Source organism: Cystobacter fuscus (genome assembly GCF_002305875.1).
GTDB lineage: Bacteria > Myxococcota > Myxococcia > Myxococcales > Myxococcaceae > Cystobacter > Cystobacter fuscus_A.
The window spans coordinates 4,981,734-4,999,712 of sequence record NZ_CP022098.1 but is presented as its reverse complement, the minus strand read 5'-3'; the positions used below and the strand labels follow the sequence as shown (position 1 = coordinate 4,999,712).

Below are 17,979 nucleotides of genomic sequence, written 5' to 3'. Positions count from 1 at the left end.
ATGGCGGAGAACCTGAAGGTCACGCATGGAGCCCAGGGCCAGGCCGAGAACCTCAGCGAGGTGGGCCGCGCCTACTCGGAGAAGCTGCAGACGCTCGCGCGCGGTCTCATCTCGGGCCTGTACATGCTCATCCGCTCGGTGAAGATGTACGATCCGGAGAACTCGGTCTTCGAGAAGCCGCTGTTGCAGCTCCAGGACATCATCAACCAGATCATCTCCAAGGAAGGCCGGCTGGAGCTGGTGGGCGTCAAGGAGTCGTACTACCTCAACAACATGCTGGTGAAGGTGGACCTCAACTCCATCGACAACCAGCGCTACCTGCTCGCGGAGATGCGCTCCAAGGACGTGGGCGGCATCTCGCTCACCAAGGTCATCACGGTGCAGGAGCTGAAGAACTTCATCTGGATCTTCAGCAAGGAGCAGCTCGCGTCGGCCGACGAGGATGGGCTGGCGGACCGCAAGCTGCTCAACATGAAGGTGGCCAAGTTCTCGCGGCTCCGGGAGAAGCTCAGCCGGGAGGAGGACGGGAAGCAGGACCAGAAGGTGGACCGCAAGAAGTACGCGATGACGGTCTACGCGCGCGCGGTGTTCTTCCTCACGCGCTACCTGGAGTCGGTGCAGGCGGGCAAGCCGCTGAACACCTCGCGGGCGCTGCGGCTGGTGCAGGACTTCGTGGACATCTCGTTCGAGCAGCGCACGCACTTCCTGGGCATGACGACGATGAAGCGCGAGATGGACTATCTCGTGTACCACCAGGTGAACGTGTGCCTGATGAGCATCGTGTTCGGGCAGGAGCTGGGCCTGACCAAGCCCCAGCTCAGGGACCTGGGCTACATCGCGCTCTTCCACGACGCGGGCATGGCGACCATCCCCGAGGAGCTGGCCACCAAGCGCGGCGCGCTGAGCGCGGAGGAGAAGGCCATCATCCAGAAGGCGCCCCTCATCTCCATCCGCAACATCCTGATGGAGAAGGGCTTCTCGCGCTCGACGCTCCTGCGCGTGGTGACCACGTTCGAGCACAAGGCGGACTTCGGCACCGCGGTGCGCGACGCGCGGGGCGACATCCAGATGATCATCCCCAAGACGAACCTGGGGACATACGCGAAGATCATCGCCATCTGCGCGGCGTATGACGCGCTCACCTCCAAGCGGCCCTACCGCGATGCGTACGGTCCGGAGGTGGCGCTGATGCTCATGTGGACGGAGATGCGCAACAAGTTCGATCCGGAGCTGCTCCAGGTCTTCATGCGGGTGATGGCCATCCAGCCGGTGAAGGTCCTCAGCCGCCGCCAGCAATCGATGACGCTCGGCGGGCTCTGAGCGCCATCCGACGATGAGCGGACGCGAGGTTCCGCGCGCCGCGCACCGCGCGCTATAGACACGGGCCCTTCCCTCCTCGCAAAGGAATGCCCGTGCCGTCCTCTCGATTCCTCGCGCCGCTGCTGCTCGTGCTGTCGCTCGGCGCGTGCGCGACCCCTTCCGCCACGCTCTCGTCCCCACCCCCCTCGGCGGACGCGAAGACCGGTGGCGACGCCGATCAGCGCCTGCTCACCTTCCTGGACGCGGCCTACGAGGAGCGCCTCGCGCTCAGCCCCGAGGGGCTCACCTACCAGGGCTCGAAGCAGTCCTACGATCGGCTCGACGACCACACCGAGGCGGGGGCGCGCAAGCAGCAGGAGCTCGCCGAGCAGCAGCTCGCCCGGATGAAGCGGGAGTTCGATGAACGCGCCTTGAGCCCCGCCTCGCGCCTGTCCTACCGGCTCTTCGAGGACCTGGTCGTCCGGGGCCGGGAGCGGCTGCGGTGGTACTCGCACGGCTTCCCCGTCACCAACAGCTCGAACCCGACCAGCAACATCCCGGTGTTCCTCATCAACGCGCACCGGGTGGGCTCGGTGAGCGACGCGCGGGCGTACGTGTCGCGTCTGCGCGAGGTGCCGCGGGTGATGAAGGAGATCTCCGAGCGGATGCGGGCGCAGGCGGCCCGGGGAATCGTCCCGCCGAGGTTCGTCTTCGCGCCGGTCGAGGCCGATGCCCGCCGGGTGCTCTCCGGCGCGCCGTTCGACACGGGCGCGGACAGCGCGGTGTGGGCGGACTTCCAGAAGAAGGTGGGCGCGCTCGAGGCCCCCGCGGACGAGAAGGCCCGGCTGCTCGACGAGGCGCGCGAGGCCCTGAAGGGCCCGTTCAAGAGTGGCTACGAGATGCTCCTCGCGACGCTCGCCGAGGTGGAACGGCAGGCGAAGGGCAATGACGGCGCGTGGAGCCTGCCCGACGGCGCGGCCTACTACGCCGACCAGCTTCGCTTCTTCACGACCACGGAGATGACACCGGAGGAGATCCACGCGGCGGGACTGGCGGAGGTGGAGCGCATCCACCGCGAGATGGAGGTCATCCAGAAGCAGGTGGGCTTCCAGGGCTCGCTCCAGGACTTCTTCGCCCACGTGAAGGCGGATGCACGCTCGCACCATCCCAACACCGAGGAGGGCAAGCAGGCCTACCTGGCGGACGCGCGGCGATTCATCGCCCAGGCCATGAAGGAGGCGCCCCGCCTGTTCCATCGCCTGCCCCGGGCGGCGCTCGAGGTGCGCGCGGTCGAGTCCTGGCGGCAGGAGACGGCACCGGTGGCCTTCTACAACCTGCCGGCTCCGGATGGCTCCCGGCCCGGCATCTACTACGTCAACCTCGCGGACATGAACCAGGTGCTCAAGCCGCAGATCGAGGGCATCACCTACCACGAGGGAGCACCCGGCCATCACTTCCAGATCGCCTTCGCGCAGGAGCTCGAGGGTCTGCCGAAGTTCCGGCGCTTCGGCTACCACGGCGCCTACACCGAGGGGTGGGGCCTGTACGCCGAGAAGCTCGGGCAGGAGCTGGGCTTCTACGCGGATCCCTACTCGCGCTTCGGCCAGCTGTCGCTGGAGCTGTGGCGCGCGGTCCGGCTCGTCACGGACTCCGGCATGCACGCGAAGCGCTGGTCGCGCGAGCAGGCCATCGAGTACTTCAAGAAGAACACGCTGCTGAGCGACCGGGACATCGTCAAGGAAGTGGAGCGCTACCTCGTGTGGCCCGGACAGGCGACGAGCTACAAGGTGGGCGAGCTGCGCCTCCTGGCGTTGCGCGCCCGGGCCCAGGAGGCGCTCGGGCCGGGCTTCGACGTGCGGGACTTCCACCAGGTCGTCCTCGGCAACGGCTCACTGCCGCTCGACGTCCTGGGCGAGCAGGTGGAGGCGTACATCGCGGCGAAGCGCGCGCCCGCGGCCCGCTGAGCCTCACGGCCGCCAGAACACGATGCGCCGGGAGAGCGCCATGGCGCTCAGGTAGGCCCCCTCGACCCGGGAGCCCGCGCACCAGTCGCCACACGCCCCGAGTCCCCGCTTGTCGTCGAAGAGGGCTCCCTCGGTGAGAGGGGATTCGGCCTGGGCGTAGCGCCAACGGTGGGCCACGGTCCGCACCGGGCGGACGTCCACCCCCGCGGCGCGGGAAAACGCCTCGACGAGCAGGGGCGCCACGGCCTCGGGGGAGTCCTCCAGGTGCTCGCGGGAGAAGTCCGGGGTGGCGTGCAGCACCCACCGCTCACCCTCGGGCCGGCCCGGCTTGCTGTTGTCCCGGGAGGCCCAGGACAGGGGCGAGCCATGGATGAAGGCCCCATCCACGGGCAGCGGCACGGGAGCGGCGAAGCCCGCCATCACCGACCAGCATGGCTCCATGCGCACGCCCGCCACGCGTGCGGAGAGCTCGGGCGAGCCGGCCAGCAGGGGCACCGCCTGGGGCGCGGGGACGGCGGCCACCACGGCGTGGAAGGCGCCCAGGGCCTCGCCCGTGTCGGACGTGAGCGCCCACGCCTCGTGCTCGCGCCGGACGTGCTCCACGCGCACGCCACAGCGCACGTCCACGCGCGAGGCGAAGGCCTGGGCCAGGGCGCTCATGCCGGGAACGCCCACGTAGCGCACCGGGCCCTCGTCCTTGGGCGTGAGCGTGCCGTTCTCCAGGGTGCCGAAGCGCCCGCGCCACTCGGCGGCGATCCCCTGCTCCACCCACGTCTCCACCTGACGCTGGAAGCCCTCGTCGCGCGCGGTGAAGTACTGGGCGCCATGGTCGAAGCTGCCCCCGGCCTCGTGGCGGGTGGACATCCGGCCCGCGGGGCTCCGGCCCTTGTCGAAAACATTCACCGAGAGGCCCATCTCCGTGAGGATCCGGGCGAGCGTGAGGCCCGCGAGTCCCGCGCCGATGACGGCCACACGGGGAAAGCGCGAGGTGGACAGGTCCGAGGAGCTCGAGGAGGCCATGACGTGGCTTCTAATGCCCCGCCCCGCCGGTGATCTTCAATCCGATGATGGCCACGAGGAGCAGTGCGAGGAAGAAGACACGCGCGGGCGTCACCGGCTCGTGGAACAGGAGGATGCCCAGCACGGCGGCGCCCAGGGCACCGATGCCCACCCAGACGGCATAGGCGGTGCCGATGGGCAGCGTGCGCGCCGCGAGCGACAACAACACCATGCTGGCGGCGAGGGCCACGAGCGTCAGCAGCGTGGGCGTCAGCCGGGTGAAGCCCTCGGTGTACTTGAGGCCGATCGACCAGCCCACCTCGAACAATCCCGCGATGACGAGCATCACCCACGCCATGACACGCCCTCCCGGGGGCTAACGGCCGCGCAGCACCTCGAGCGCGGCGGTGAAGTCCGGAGGCAGGGGCGCCTCCACGCGCAGCACCTTGCCCGTCCGGGGGTGGGGAAACGACAGCTTCCAGGCATGCAGGGCCTGACGGCCAACGACGTCCTGCGCCGCCCCGGCCAGGCCCTTGGGCTTGCGGCCCGCGCCGTACAGGGCATCGCCCAGCAGGGGGTGACCGAGCTCGGCCAGGTGCACGCGAATCTGGTGCGTGCGGCCGGTGAGCAGATCCACCTCCACCAGCGCGGCCCCCTCGAAGGACTCGAGCACCCGGTACACGGTGAGGGCGGGCTTGCCCTCCTTCACCTTGCCGGTGAAGCGCTGGCGGTGCACGGGGTGACGGCCGTAGAGCGTTTCGATCCGGCCCTCGGCGGCCTTGGGCGAGCCGTGCACGAGCGCCAGGTACGTCTTCTCCACGGTGCGTGTCTTGAAGGCCTTCTGCAGCGCCACCAGGGCGGTCTCGTGCTTGGCCACGACCAGGCAGCCCGTGGTGTCCTTGTCGAGCCGGTGGACGATGCCGGGGCGCAGCTCGCCGCCCACTCCGGCCAGGTCCTTCACGCGGTGCAGCAGCGCGTTGACGAGTGTCCCCGAGGCATGGCCCGCGCCCGGGTGCACCACCATGCCCGCGGCCTTGTCCACCACCACCAGGTCCTTGTCCTCGCGCAGCACCGCGAGGGGCAGCTCCTCGGCCACCGGCAGGGCCGGCGTGGGGGCGGGAACCTCGAGGGTGAGCCGCTCGCCGCCCTTGAGCCGCAGGGAGACCTTGGCGGGCTTGCCGTCGACCCGGGCGTGGCCGGACTCGATGAGGCCCTGCAGGCGCGAGCGCGTGAACTCGGGGAACACGCGCGCGAGCACTTGATCCAACCGCTCACCCCGGGCTTCGGGCGGGGCCAGCTGCTCGCGCACGGCGGGGCCTACCAAATCTTCGACTTCACGTGCGCCTTGGAGCGCAGGACGATGTCGTTGATGGCCCGCTCGAAGAAGTTCATGCGCTGGAAGATTTCCGGGCTGACGCGGCTCTTGTACAGCTCACGGCCTTCCTCGAGCTCCTCCTTGAGGACCTCGAAGAGGTTGTCCTGCTCGATGCCCTTGATGATCTTCTGCTCGTTGTAGAGCGAGATATCCGAAGCAATCGCGCGGGCCAGCCGCATCGCCTTGATCTTTTCTTCTTCCGTCATTCTGGCCCTTTCTAGGCAGCGCCTCCTGGGGTGTCAACTTCGTTGCCAGGGGCAGATGCGGGGGAATGACGTTCCCGCTCAGCGCTTCTTCCTATCCTCCGAGGAAGCAAGGGCCATGTAGCTGCGCGCCACGCGCAGGCCGTCCAGCCCGAGCTCCCGGGCCATGCTCATCAACATGCCGCGCAGGTAGACGGGCGCGGGCAGCTGGTCGTAGCGATCCGCCTCGATGTTCTCCACGTGCCGCACGGAGATGCGGGTGCGATCGGCCAGGGACTGCGGCGAGAGGTTGCGGCCCTCGCGCACCTGACGCAGCAGCTCGCCGTTGAACTCGGCCTCGGCCGAGATGTCGACGACCGTCTTGAGGCGGGTGCGCGAGTCGCGCCGATTGAGGGACGGCTCGGCGGGGGAAAGGGGCGCCGCCGGGGGAAGCGCCGAGGCCTCGCCGGGCGGTTGTCCCGGGGACGGACGGTTCACCACGCGCGACGGCTCCACCGCGGGGCGGGCGGGAGGCGGGCGCAACCCCGGGCGCGCGGGCAAGGGAGGAGGAATGACGCCGCCGTGCCTTCTCGCCGGCGCGGAGGGCCGCGCGTGGACGACGGGCTTCGTGCCCACCTGAGGCTCGGGCAGCAGGGCTTCCGGAGGCGGAGGTGGGGGCGGAGTCACCACCGCGACCGAGGCCTCGACGATGACGGAGGACTCCTCCCCCATCGGCGCGGCCTCCAGCATGGCCGTCAGGTCCACCACCACCGAGGCCGCGTCCACCACCGGCGCGGTCTCGGCGACGGGGGCCACTTCCGCCACGGGCGTGGACACCTGCTCCGGCACGGTCTCGGCAACGGGGGCTACTTCCGCCACGGGCGCGGCCGAGGCCATCGGGGCCGCCGTCACCACCGGAGCGGCCTCCGCCGCGGACGGGTCCTCCACCACCACTTCCGTCTCGAGCAGTTCCAGGGCCTCGATCTCGGAACCCTCGGGGGCCGGCGTCTGGGGGGCGGCCGCGCGCGCGAGGTCCTCGCCCCGCAGCAGGGCCAGCTCCTCCGGAGTCCGCGTCACCCCGAGCTCCCGGTCGTACTCCAGGCGGCGCTCCAGCGTGCAGAGCACGTCCCGGGCCTTGGCGAGGCGCTGATGCAGGGCCTCGAGCTGTCCCGGGTCCACCAGCGTGTACACGGCGATGGAATCCGGCGCGTATGTCTCCATGGCCTGGGTATAGGCGCCGAGGATCTGCGCCTGTGAAGCGGATACGGGAACCTCCAGCAGCTCGTAATACGACTGTTGCTCGAAGTGGTTCATGGGGAAGTCACTCCGTCGAGAGCCAACAAACGGTCGGCGATGCGCTGGATGCCCAGGGCGGAGGGGGAATCGGGCTTGTCCAGCACGATGGGACGGCGCTTGCGCACCGCGCGCCAGGCCTCGTCGTCGTAGCGGATGGCGCCGAAATCATCCATCTCGAGGCCGAAGAACTTCTTCCACGCGGACACCACCGCGGCGTTCACCTTCACGTCCGCGTCCGTGCGGGCCTGATTGAGCACCAGCTTCACGCGGAAGGCGGCCAGCTCCTTCTCCAGCTTCGCGGCGAGCGTGGGGCTCTGCTGGCGCACGTGCTGGACGATCTCCAGCGGCGTGCGGCTCGCGCCCTCGCGGGTGGACAGGGCACGCTCCACCAGCCGCTCGATGCCGTACTCCGCCTCCACCTGCTGCAGGCGCCGGAAGAAGGCGGCCTTGACGAAGCGGTAGGCGTTCTCCACCGAGGTGGGCTCGGGCAGGAGCACCAGCACGCCATGGTCGGCGATGATGAAGAAGTCGAGCGTGTTGAAGCTCGAGCCCGCGCCCAGATCGAGGATGAGATAGTCCACGGACTGGCTCTGCAGGCTGCGCAGCAGCCGCTGCTTGTGGGCGTACTTGATGTTGGCCGCGTCCAGCACGTCCAGCGCGCCGGCGATCAGCGACAGGTTCGGCACGCCCGTGGGCACGATGACGTCCTCCAGCCGCGACTTGGGGCGCAGCAGGAAGTCGGACAGCGTCGCCGTGGGCTGGCCCACGCCCAGGCACGTGTGGAGGTTGGCCCCGCCCAGATCCGCGTCCACCAGCAGCACGCGTTGCCCTCGCGCCGCCAGCGCGACTCCCAGGTTGGAGGACACGAGCGATTTGCCAATCCCACCCTTGCCGCCTCCCACCGCGATGATGCGGTGGGGGCGGGCCCGCGCGGTGCCCGTGGGTTCCACGGGTGCGGCGTTGGGAGCGGAAGGCGAGGCTGCGGAGCGGAGAGAGTTCAAGGCAACCGCATCAAAACCCGTCCCGGGCCGCTCGTCGACTCCCTGACCGGACGGAAAGACCCTTGGCCCTCGGACCCAGGCCGTCACCTCGTCGGGCGGACAGGCGACCCCCTGGAATCCGGAGTCGTCCGGTTTCAGTCATCGAGCAATTCTACGTTCCAGTACGACGCATCGGCCAGGTTGAGGAACGGCAACCACTCCCGGTAGGTGACGCGGCGAGACGCGCCGCGAAAGAAGGGCGTCCAGCGGGGCCGGACCGGGGTGCGCAAGAGCTTCATGGCCGCCTGCTCCGGCGTGCGGCCTCCCTTGCGCAGGTTACAGGGCACGCAGGAGCACACCACGTTCTCCCAGCTCGTCTTGCCGCCCTGGGAGCGGGGCATGACGTGGTCCAGGTTCAGCTCCGAGCGCGGGAGCTGCCGGGCGCAGTACTGGCAGGTGTCGTGGTCGCGCGCGTAGATGTTGAGGCGGGAGAAGCGCACCCGACCCCGGGGCAGGTACTCGTAGGCGGAGAGCACCACCACCCGGGGCACGCGGATGCGCCGATCCACGGTGCTGATGGAGTCATGGGCGGTGGTGGCGCTCAGGGCCGCCCAGTCGTCGAACTCGTAGAGCCGGTACTGCGAGTCGATCGCCTTGGCCACCCCGAGGTAGAGCAGCAGGACGGCCCGCTTCACCGAGGTGACGTGAACAGGCTGATAGTTGCGGTTCAACACCAGAACGGCGCTGTTCAACATGGCTGCCTTCCCTGTGAAGCCATGGCGACGGCTTCAGCAACCGGCTCGAGGTCCTCCTCCGCCAGGCAGCGGACATCGAGAACGACATCCCCGTCCGAGATCCGCCCGATCACCGGAACGTCCGCTTTCCGAAGACATTCCAGAAGAGCGGCTGGCTGGTTGAAATTGAGGACGCACGCGAAAGAAGGCAACCGGGCCGCGGGCATGGCCCCCCCACCTACCTGTCCGGAAACAGGCGCGACCCGGGCATGAATGCCTTTGGGGGTCAACAGGGAGAGCAGCCGTCGCGCGCGCGCTTCCAACACGGGCGCGGGCGTGGTGAGCAGCCGGTAGGTGGGAATCGCCTCCAGGCGGCCATCCCGGTACAGCTCCAGGGTGGCCTCCAGCGCGGAGACCGTCATCTTGTCGACGCGCAGGGCCCGGGTGAGCGGGTGTTGGCGGATACGGGCGAGCAGCGCGGCGCGGCCCACGAGGATGCCCGCCTGGGGGCCTCCCAGCAGCTTGTCGCCGGAGAAGGCCACCACGTCGGCGCCCGCGGCGACGGTGGCCGGAACGGTGGGCTCGTGGACGAAGTCCTCGCCCGGCAGGGACACCAGGGCCCCCGAGCCCAGGTCCACCAGCACGGGCACGCCGCGCGCGCGGCCGAGCGCCGCCAGTTCCTTGACCTCCACCTCGGCGGTGAAGCCCACCAGGGCGAAGTTGGAGCGGTGCACCTTCATCAACACACCGGTGTCCGGCGAGAGGGCGGACTCATAGTCCGAGTGCCGGGTGCGGTTGGTGGTGCCTACCTCCACGAGCCGGGCCCCGGACTGCTTCATCACGTCGGGCACCCGGAAGCCGCCGCCGATCTCCACCAGCTCGCCGCGGGACACGATCGCCTCGCGGCCCGAGGCCAGCGCGGCGAGCATCAACAGCGCCGCGCCCGCGCAGTTGTTCACCACCAGGGCGTCCTCGGCGCCGGTGAGCTGGGTGAGCAGCTCGACGACGGGGGCGTAGCGGCTGCCCCGCTCGCCCTCCTCCAGGTCATACTCGAGGTTGCAGAAGCCGCGCGCCACGCTGGCCACGCGCGCCACGGCCTCCAGGGCGAGAGGCGCCCGGCCGAGGTTGGTATGCAGCACCACCCCGGTGGCGTTGAGCACGGGCCTCAGGTTCGGGGTGGACAGGGCGCGCAGGGCCCCGTCCACGTCCGCGTCCTCGAACGCTCGCTCCTCGCCCTGGAGCAGCCGCTCGCGCACGGATGCCACGGCCAGACGGAGCGCGGCGACGGCCCGGGCGCGAGGAACGCCCGCCAGCCGCGCCTCCAGGGAGGGGCGACGGAGGAGCTGCTCGATGGAGGGGAGTGCGCGCAGCCGCGCGTTCTTCCCCCCGTCTTCGGTCGAGGGTGCACCCACGCCGACAAGTGTAAGAGGCAACGGGCGCGCGCGCCAGCCAACCCCCCTCCCCTTCACCGCGAAGTCACCGTCTCACCGACTCCAACACCACCCTCGTCTACCTGATGCATTCCGGCTACGGCGAGTCCGTGCAGTTGAAGGAAGTCGTGCGGCGTGAAGGCGGGAAGTTCATCACCCCGTAGGCGCTCACCCGCGAAACCGGGGGCTTCCCGGAGCGGGCGGCTCGAGTGGAGCTGGAGCGGTCTCCTCGTCCGGGTCCTGCCGCCGGGGCTGACGCCGCATCATCTGGAAGTTGTGCGTGCGCTCCAGGTACCTCGCGTTGGTGCCCTCCCGCCATCGCTCGTCGTCCACGGGCTTCCGCTCGGCGGGCGGTGGTGGCTCGGCCGGTGGGGCCTCCGCGGCCATCGCCGGAGCCTTCGTGGCCGGAGCCTTCGTGGCCGGAGCCTTCGTGGCCGGAGTCTTCGCCGGAGGCGCCTTCACGGAGGAAGCCTTCTCGGGTGAGGGTTTCGCGGAGGACTCCCGCGCGGCCATGGCGGCCTCGCGCTCGGCCCGGAGCTTCTTCATCTGGACGATGTGCGTACGCTCCATCTCCATCGCCTTCATCACCGGCGCCGCCCCCGCCCGCCGCCGGGTGCCCGCCGACCTCGGCGCGGCGAGGGGATCCCGCTCCGCCAGCGCCATGACGAGCGCGCGCAGGCTCTCGACGTGGCCGGTGCGGTACGGGCTGAGGTGCGTCCGCGCCACCCCATCCAGCTCCGCCAGGACGCGGGGGGCCTGTTCGGGATCGGGGTTGCCGCGCAACCGCTCGAGCAGCTCGGCGGTGAGCTGGCCCCCCTCCGAGTTCATGCCGTACAGCGCCGCGTGATGACAGAGGGCCGAGCCCAGCAGCCTCCGCGCCTCCTCGCTCTCCCCCTTCTGACTGCGCGCGAGGACCACCCCACTCAGGGCCCGGAACACCTGGCGGGCGACGCGTTGCACGAACAGGCTGCCCCCGTTGCGATAGTGGGCAGCGGCCAGGCCGCACTCGGCCAACAACTGGAGGATGCGGGGATGCCCCAGGGGGCGCACCGCCACGGGCACGATGCCCAGGAAGCTCGGTTCCCCCAGCTCTTCCGCGATGAGCGTCTGGCGCAGCAACCGCTGCCCGCTGTCCGTGGTCCCCACCGCGTCGAGGCTCGCCACCGCCACGAGCGCCTCGGTGACCAGGGGGCCATTGCCCCCGCCCGGCACCACGTTGCGCGCCGCGAGCAGCAGCGCGCACATCGGCATCAGCTCGGCCAGCGTCGAGACGTGTCCGTCGAGCTTCTGGCTGCGCTCGAGCAGCTCGCCCTTGTCCACCGCCGTCTGCACCGCGCCCAGCATCGGGCCACAGCGCTCGCGCGCCTTCTGGACGATGTCCTGGAGGCTCTGGCCCAGGGCCGCGGCCACGTCGTGCTTGCCACTCTCCGCCAGATTCAACATCAACCGGACGGCCCAGTTGCCGCCCTCCGGTGCCTCCAGGAGCGCCGGGCCCAGGGCCTTGACGAGCTTGCCCGCCGCGTCCGCGGAGCCCGGGCCGAGCGCTCCCGCCAGGAAGGCCTTCGACATCGTGTTGCAGGCCACCCGTCCCAGCGCCTCCGACGTGCCCAGGAACAACACCAACACGTCATGGAACTGATTGGTCGGCAGGCGGATGGCGTCACGCGCCAGCCGCTCGATGTGTCCACGGCTCTTCTCGACGAGCGTGGCGCGGTAGGCCGGGCTCGCCGCGCACCGCAGCGCGGCCTGGAATTCGGAAACACGCTCGGCCACGCCCGCGCCAGAGAAGGCCGCGAGGTGTTTCGCCTCGGCGCTGGCCGTCTCGGCGAGCATCTTGTCGAACGTCCCGGCGTTCTCGCTTCCGGCCATGTGGGCGGCGCGCGAGATGAACGCGGCGATCTTCCGCCGGTTCTCGGTGGTGGCCTGGTCCACCTGGCCGGCGAGCCGATCCAACTGCGGCTTGAGCTCGCGCGCCAGCATGCTCTTGAACTCGGAGCCCTGCGCCCCACTGAGCTGCTCGTTCAACTGGCTCACGATGCGCGTGGGCGCCTCGCCCTGGTGCTCCATCTGGCCGAGCAACCGCGCCTCGCGCCGCGCCTGATCCACGGCGTTGATCTCCGTGTCCTCCCCGAGCAGCCGCGTCCTCATGACCGAGCGGGTGTGCGCGTCGTTCTCCTCCCCCTTGACGAGCGGGCGATCGACGAGACCCGGGATGCGCCGCGCCTCCCTGTCCGCCCCGGCGCCCGGTGACTGGGAACCGGGAGACTGACGCCCGGAACCCGACCCCATCCTGGACCCGGCGGGAGCCTTCGCGGCGGGAGGGCGGCGTGGGGCGTCCGGAAAGAAATCCCCGCCGGGTTTCGGGGCGGGACTCCTCGCCAGGCCCTTCCCCTCTTTCGTCCCAGACGCGCCCGGCGAGGACTCGGGCCGGGCGGGCGATGGGGGCTCGGGGGGAGCGGACTTGGGCATGGAGGCCCGATTCTACCCGCTCCTGGCCGGGCGCGTCAGACGCAGGTGGGGTGAGGAAACGTGAGACCGAAATTCCCTGCTTCCACGAAGAATCCTGTTATTTCTATTTTTTCAGATAAAAGCCTTGAGACTGAGACAATGAGGAACCCTCTCATGAAGAATCCCTGGATGAAGCGTGGTCCCTGGCTCGCCCCACTCGCCCTGTGCGTGCTCCTGGGGACTGCCTGTGGAAATACCCAGACGTCGGAGGAACCAGGCTCGGGGCAGACCGGCACCGACCACCCCTCCGAAGGCAGTGGCGGTGGCGGTGGTGGCGGCGACCAACCCATCCAGGCCTCGGACTGTGCCGCGGGCCAGGCGGCCGCGCTCGAGGACCTCGGAGACGACCTGCCGGAGGGCACGGGCACGCCGGTGACCACCATGAGCATCCTGAACGTGGGGGGCACGGGCTCGTACCAGCGCGTGACGAACATGTTGCCCGGCGTATGGGGACAGCCCTGCCCGTCCAATGCCTGTCAGAAGGCGGATACGCCCGTGAGCGGCCCGCTCGCGCCCTTCAACGAGGAGATGACGGTCAACTTCCGCGGCCCCATGGAGCTGTATGACATCGCGGTCTACCAACCGGGCGCGAGTGCCTGGAACCGCGTGTCCTCCTGGAACCGCTGCGGCTCCACGAACCTCACCTTCTTCAACAACCTGGGGGGCGGTGACGTCAGCGGCGAGTGGACCGTGTGTGGAGGCAACAGCCAGAGCTATGCCTCCGCGGATGGGAAGACGGCGGCCAAGGCGCCCACGCGCTTCAACGGCACGCTCGCCAACCGGACCGAGTTGAACATCCTCTCCGACAAGGCCTGCGTGGGCACGGGCGACTCGAGCGAGTGCGGCTTCTACCGGGGAGTGACCCGCCATGGCTGGGGCGGTGCGAAGATCTTCGCCATCCGCGCCCGCATGCCGCGCTACACCGAGCCCAAGACCCAGTACTACGACGACGTGCCAGCCATCTGGATGCTCAATGCTCGCGTGGTGCGCACCGCCCAGTATGGCTGCAATTGCCGGGGCATGGGCTCGCCCGGCGGCTGCGGGGAGCTCGACGTCGCCGAGGTGATCCATGGCGAGAACCCGCTGTACGCCACGAGCACCATCTACTCGTTCGAGGGCGCCACCGGCAGTGGGTCGAAATACTTCCAGCGTCCGGTGAAGGAGAGCGCCACCTTCATCGTCATCTTCGACGCGAGCGGGAAGATCCAGATGCTGCGGCTCGCGGCGGATGCCTTCAACTTCGGTGACACCGTGTCCAACACCACCGTGTCCGAGTGGCTCGCGCGCACGGGCCTCAAGATGTCCCTGCCGTGAACGGTGCTCCGGGTTGATGGCGATGTCTGGGTTCCAGATGGCCCCGCTCGGTGCCATCCTGTGTGAATGGAAGATCCCATTCTCGTCCGTGTGGTTGATGCGCTCCGGTCCGTCCCAGGCGTTGCCGCGCTCGTGCTCGGTGGCTCGCGAGGGCGGGGCACGGCGGGCCCCACTTCCGACTACGACATCGGCCTGTACTACGAGCCCGACGCGCCACTCGATGTCGCGGCGCTCCGGTCGGCCATTGCCCCACTCGTCGATGACCCCTCGTCGACGGTGACCTCGATCGGCGAGTGGGGACCGTGGATCAACGGCGGCGGTTGGCTCACCATCGCGGGCGTGGAGGTCGATCTCCTCTACCGCGACCTCGGACGCGTGCGCGAGGTCATCGCCGAGGGGCGACAGGGCCGCTTCTCGATGAACTACCAGGTGGGCCACCCTCACGGCTTCTGCTCGGTCATCTGGATGGGCGAGGTCGCCACCTGTCAGCCGCTGCTCGATCCGCTCGGCCTCATCGCGGAGCTGAAGGGCCAGACCCGGCCCTATCCAGAGCCACTGCGGGATGCACTGATCGCCCGCTTCGGCTGGGAGGTGGGCTTCGCCATCGACAACGCCGAGATCGCGGCCAGGCGCTCCGAACAGACGCACATCGCGGGCTGCGCCTACCGGGCACTGAGCTGCGTGGCCCAGGTGCTGTTCGCCTTGAACGGCCGCTACCTCATCAACGAGAAGGGCGCCGTCCCCGAAGCCGCGACCTACCCCCTCACGCTCGAGGGTCTGTCCAAGACGCAAGCCGAGATCTGGAGCGACATCGGCAACGCGGACCACGCGAGCGCACTGCGCCGGTTGCGCGGCGTGTCCGACGGTCTCCGCGCGCTCGTCGAGCGAGCGGGGATGAAGGCTAGTTGATGGGATAGGAGTGCACGAAGAAGTAGACGAGCATTCCCTGGAACAGGGCGCAGCCCAGGATGATCGGGTCGCGCAGCGCGGGACGGCGGGCGAGCCACGCCCCCAGGGGCAGAAAGGCCGGCCACACCGCGGCGCTGTAGCGCCCCAGACCCACCAGGCCCACCGTCCACAGCACGAGCATCAGGGGAAGCGCGAAGGCGGCCAGCACCCACCACTGGCGCTGCCGCAACAACAACAGGGCTCCCACCCCGGGGATGAACGACACCCCCACGTAGAGGCCGACCTCCGGCGCCCACTTTCCGCGCAGCCAGTCCCCCAGCCCCGCCCAGGCGCCACCCCACCCCTGCGCGCGCACCTTCCACCAGAGCTGGGGATCTCCGAAGGTCCGCCACAGATAGACGAAGTAGAGCGAGGTGATCAGCGGAGGCAGCAGCAGCGCGAGCACATCCCGGTGCAGCAGCGCCCGGACGCCCCCGCCCCGCGAGCGGAGCTGTTGGTAGAGCAGCGAGAAGCCCGCCAGCAGCGAGAGATGGCGCGCCAGTCCCGCCACCCCCAGCGTGAGCCCGGCCCACCCATGTCGGCCCCGCAGGCTCAGCGCCACCGCGAGCGCGGTGAGCAGCACCATCAACGACTCGGGATAGCCCGCGGAGTGGAAGAAGGCGAAGGGATAGGCCGTGAAGAGCAGCAGCGCGGTGCGTGCCTCCTCCTCGTCCGCCAGCTCGCGGAAGAGCTGGTGCAGCACCACGAGCGCCAGCAATCCGGCCACCTGCGCGATCCCCACCAGCGCCACCGGAATGCTCAACCCCGTGAGCTCATGCACCATCCGTCCGAGCAGGGGCAGCAACGGAAAGAAGTTGGTGGCCTGGGCCCGGGTGTAGCCCTCCTGGGCGATGCCCGTGTACCAACCGCAGTCCCACCAGCAGAACGCCTCCAGGCCCGCGAGTCCGGGGTACTTGAAGGGCGGGCGGTACAGCCGCGTCTCCAGCACGAGCGACACCCTCGCGAGCAGCAGGAGCGCCAGGCGGCTGAACACGAACAGACCCACGGGAAAGGCGATCCGAGCCCCCCACTCGCGCAGCCGGGCGCTCGCGCTCATGGCGTCATCACCCGGAGGTTGAGCTTGCGGAAGGGGGCCAGGGTGGACTCGGAGGCGGGTGTCTCGGTCACCAGCGCCGCCAGGGCTTGCACGGGCGCCACCACGAAGGGCGCGAGCGTCCCGAGCTTGTCGGCCGTCACCACCGCCACCGTCTCGGCCGCGCCCTGGATCATCGCGCGCTTGACGGCCGCCTCCTCGGCATGGAGCGCGGTGATGCCCGCCTCGGCGTGCAGTCCACAGACGCCCAACAGGAACAGGTCGGCCCGCACCTGCCGCAGTGCCTCCACCGTCTCGGCGCCCACCAGCGTCAGGGCCTGCGGGTGCACCCGGCCCCCCACCAGCCGGACCTCGAGCCCCGGATGCTCCGCCAGCGCGAGCGCCACCGGCGGACTCACCGTGACGACGGTGCCCCGAAGCTCCCGCGGCAGGCACCGCGCCACTTCCAGCATCGTCGTTCCCCCATCGAGGAAGAGCACCTGATCGGCGCGCACCAGCCCGGCGGCGATCCGCGCCAGGGCCTGCTTCTCGGATTGCCGTGCCTCGGCGCGAACCGTGTGGGCCAGCGGCGCCTGGGCTCGGGGAAGCGCGCCACCATGCACGCGCCGCAGCAGGCCCGCCTCGTCCAGCTCACGCAAGTCCCTCCGGATCGTATCCTCCGAAACCCGCAGGATCCCGCAGAGGTCGGCGGCGAAGACCCGGCCCTCGGTCGCGAGCCGCTCGAGGATGATGCGCCGCCGCTCCTCGGGCAGATGCGCGGTGGCGGAGCTGTCTGGAGGTGGCATTCCCTTCCATCTTCCGTGCGGTTCGACGCGTGATACCGCGGGCCCCTGCGGGACTCAAGCGGAGGAAGTGGAACGGGGCGGGAGTGGAAAAAACACACGGCGTCTGGCTCGCTCCCCACGAACCAGACGCCGGCGGAGGGTGAAACCACCCTCGATAGAAACCCTTCGTGACTCAGTAACCGACGTAGCCGCTGCCGTTGTTCATCGCCTGCAGGCCGGGCACGTTGGACACCGAGCCGTAGCGATCCACCGCGTAGCGCACGCCCGCGATGATGTTGTCCACCGGGTTGCGGATGTTGTCGTGGCCGGGCAGCTTGTACGCATCGAACGTCGGCTGGATGGTCTGCATCAGGCCGATGGACGGCGTGCCCTTCTTCGCGTTGTCGTCCCACAGGTTGATGGCGTTCGGGTCACCGCTCGACTCGTGCTGGATGATCTTGGCGATGTCCTCCGCCTTCATCTTGTCCGCGGGGATGCCCGCCGCGGCGAGCTGCTTCTGCGCCTCCTTGATCCAATCGCCCACCTGGCCCTTGGGGGCCTCACCCGCGCCCTGCGTACCGCTCGTGCCTTCCGGACCGCCCGGACCACCCTCCGGAGCGCCCGGGCCCTCCGGGTTCTGGAAGAGCGACTGCGGCTGCTTCCCACCCGCCGGCGGCTCCTCGCCGATCTCCGGCGCCTGCAACAGCTCGGTCAGCTGCTCCAGCGTCTGCACGAGCTGCTTGGCCTGCTCCAGCAACTGGTCCAGCCCTCCGCCCTGCCCCGTCGGGTCGCTGAAGCTCGACGGGGTCGGCTCGGTGCTGAAGGCGTCCGCGAACAGATTCAGCAGCTGGCTGGGATCCAGCTCCGGCAGGGTCTCCGTCGGCGTGGAGGCGAACGACGGGGTCTCGGGAAACTTCACTTCGGGGAGGCGATACGACGAGCTACGCGAGTTGACGGAGAAGGACATGGCTGAATTCCTTGGGGTAAGGGGAGCGCGGCTCGCCGCCGCCGAGATGCCCTGACCCAAAGCAGGCTCCGTGCCAGCCGCTCCCCGCCCCCTGGGAGACACGTATCCCCCTGATCTTCTTGGGCCGTGGCTCCTGGAAGCTGAATCCCGGGGGCTCGAGCGGAG

The 17,979-nt window shown here is 69.6% G+C and carries 16 protein-coding genes; 4 read left to right on the top strand and 12 right to left on the bottom strand.

The features are described 5' to 3' along the window. Positions 1–1,320 (top strand): HD-GYP domain-containing protein, encoded by a 1,320-nt coding sequence (locus tag CYFUS_RS20560; RefSeq protein WP_095986771.1) that lies wholly within the window; start codon positions 1–3, stop codon positions 1,318–1,320. Between the two features lie 92 nt (positions 1,321–1,412). Further along, complete coding sequence (locus tag CYFUS_RS20555) at positions 1,413–3,263, top strand: DUF885 domain-containing protein (RefSeq protein ID WP_095986770.1); 1,851 nt, start codon at positions 1,413–1,415, stop codon at positions 3,261–3,263. A gap of 3 nt (positions 3,264–3,266) precedes the next feature. Here the strand turns inward: CYFUS_RS20555 and CYFUS_RS20550 are convergent, their stop codons facing one another. From CYFUS_RS20550 to CYFUS_RS20510, 9 genes are all read right to left on the bottom strand, one after another. After that, the gene (locus tag CYFUS_RS20550) at positions 3,267–4,283 is read right to left on the bottom strand and encodes an NAD(P)/FAD-dependent oxidoreductase (RefSeq protein ID WP_095986769.1); all 1,017 of its coding nucleotides are present in this window, start codon (positions 4,281–4,283) and stop codon (positions 3,267–3,269) included. A 10-nt stretch (positions 4,284–4,293) separates the two neighbouring features. Beyond that, entirely contained in the window at positions 4,294–4,620 is a 327-nt protein-coding gene (gene sugE / locus CYFUS_RS20545) for a quaternary ammonium compound efflux SMR transporter SugE (protein WP_095986768.1), read from the bottom strand. 18 nt (positions 4,621–4,638) lie between these two features. Continuing rightward, positions 4,639–5,586 carry an RluA family pseudouridine synthase gene (locus tag CYFUS_RS20540; RefSeq protein ID WP_095986767.1) on the bottom strand — a complete coding sequence of 316 codons (948 nt, stop codon included), beginning with the start codon at positions 5,584–5,586 and terminating at the stop codon, positions 4,639–4,641. Further along, positions 5,580–5,843 (bottom strand): hypothetical protein, encoded by a 264-nt coding sequence (locus CYFUS_RS20535; protein WP_002627508.1) that lies wholly within the window; start codon positions 5,841–5,843, stop codon positions 5,580–5,582. Before CYFUS_RS20535 ends, CYFUS_RS20540 begins: the two co-directional genes overlap by 7 nt. Positions 5,844–5,921: 78 nt before the next feature. Further along, complete coding sequence (locus tag CYFUS_RS20530) at positions 5,922–7,133, bottom strand: helix-turn-helix domain-containing protein (protein WP_095986766.1); 1,212 nt, start codon at positions 7,131–7,133, stop codon at positions 5,922–5,924. Beyond that, complete coding sequence (locus CYFUS_RS20525) at positions 7,130–8,017, bottom strand: P-loop NTPase (protein ID WP_198316917.1); 888 nt, start codon at positions 8,015–8,017, stop codon at positions 7,130–7,132. The genes CYFUS_RS20530 and CYFUS_RS20525 overlap by 4 nt, the downstream gene beginning before the upstream one ends. A 233-nt stretch (positions 8,018–8,250) precedes the next feature. Then, on the bottom strand, positions 8,251–8,850 hold the full coding sequence (locus CYFUS_RS20520; protein ID WP_095986765.1) for an HNH endonuclease: 600 nt from the start codon (positions 8,848–8,850) through the stop codon (positions 8,251–8,253). Then, a complete protein-coding gene (gene selA / locus CYFUS_RS20515) occupies positions 8,844–10,241 on the bottom strand; it encodes an L-seryl-tRNA(Sec) selenium transferase (RefSeq protein WP_095986764.1) in 1,398 nt (465 codons plus the stop codon). The genes CYFUS_RS20520 and selA overlap by 7 nt, the downstream gene beginning before the upstream one ends. A 186-nt stretch (positions 10,242–10,427) precedes the next feature. Next, complete coding sequence (locus CYFUS_RS20510; protein ID WP_157758547.1) at positions 10,428–12,548, bottom strand: hypothetical protein; 2,121 nt, start codon at positions 12,546–12,548, stop codon at positions 10,428–10,430. Positions 12,549–12,881: 333 nt separating this feature from the next. Between CYFUS_RS20510 and CYFUS_RS20505 the strand changes: the two genes are divergently transcribed. Next, the gene (locus CYFUS_RS20505; protein ID WP_095986762.1) at positions 12,882–14,081 is read left to right on the top strand and encodes a DUF2403 domain-containing lipoprotein; all 1,200 of its coding nucleotides are present in this window, start codon (positions 12,882–12,884) and stop codon (positions 14,079–14,081) included. A 66-nt stretch (positions 14,082–14,147) separates the two neighbouring features. Beyond that, complete coding sequence (locus CYFUS_RS20500) at positions 14,148–14,990, top strand: nucleotidyltransferase domain-containing protein (RefSeq protein ID WP_095986761.1); 843 nt, start codon at positions 14,148–14,150, stop codon at positions 14,988–14,990. Here the strand turns inward: CYFUS_RS20500 and CYFUS_RS20495 are convergent. The 3 genes from CYFUS_RS20495 to CYFUS_RS20485 all read right to left on the bottom strand — a co-directional run bounded on the left by CYFUS_RS20495 (position 14,983) and on the right by CYFUS_RS20485 (position 17,814). After that, entirely contained in the window at positions 14,983–16,086 is a 1,104-nt protein-coding gene (locus CYFUS_RS20495; protein WP_232537679.1) for a mannosyltransferase family protein, read from the bottom strand. The two genes, CYFUS_RS20500 and CYFUS_RS20495, sit on opposite strands and share 8 nt — an antisense overlap. After that, positions 16,083–16,868, bottom strand: coding sequence for a DeoR/GlpR family DNA-binding transcription regulator (locus CYFUS_RS20490; protein WP_095986760.1), 786 nt, complete (start codon positions 16,866–16,868; stop codon positions 16,083–16,085). Before CYFUS_RS20490 ends, CYFUS_RS20495 begins: the two co-directional genes overlap by 4 nt. Before the next feature lie 172 nt (positions 16,869–17,040). Further along, positions 17,041–17,814, bottom strand: a complete 774-nt coding sequence (locus CYFUS_RS20485) for a transglycosylase SLT domain-containing protein (protein ID WP_198316656.1) — start codon at positions 17,812–17,814, stop codon at positions 17,041–17,043. Positions 17,815–17,979: the final 165 nt, after the last annotated feature.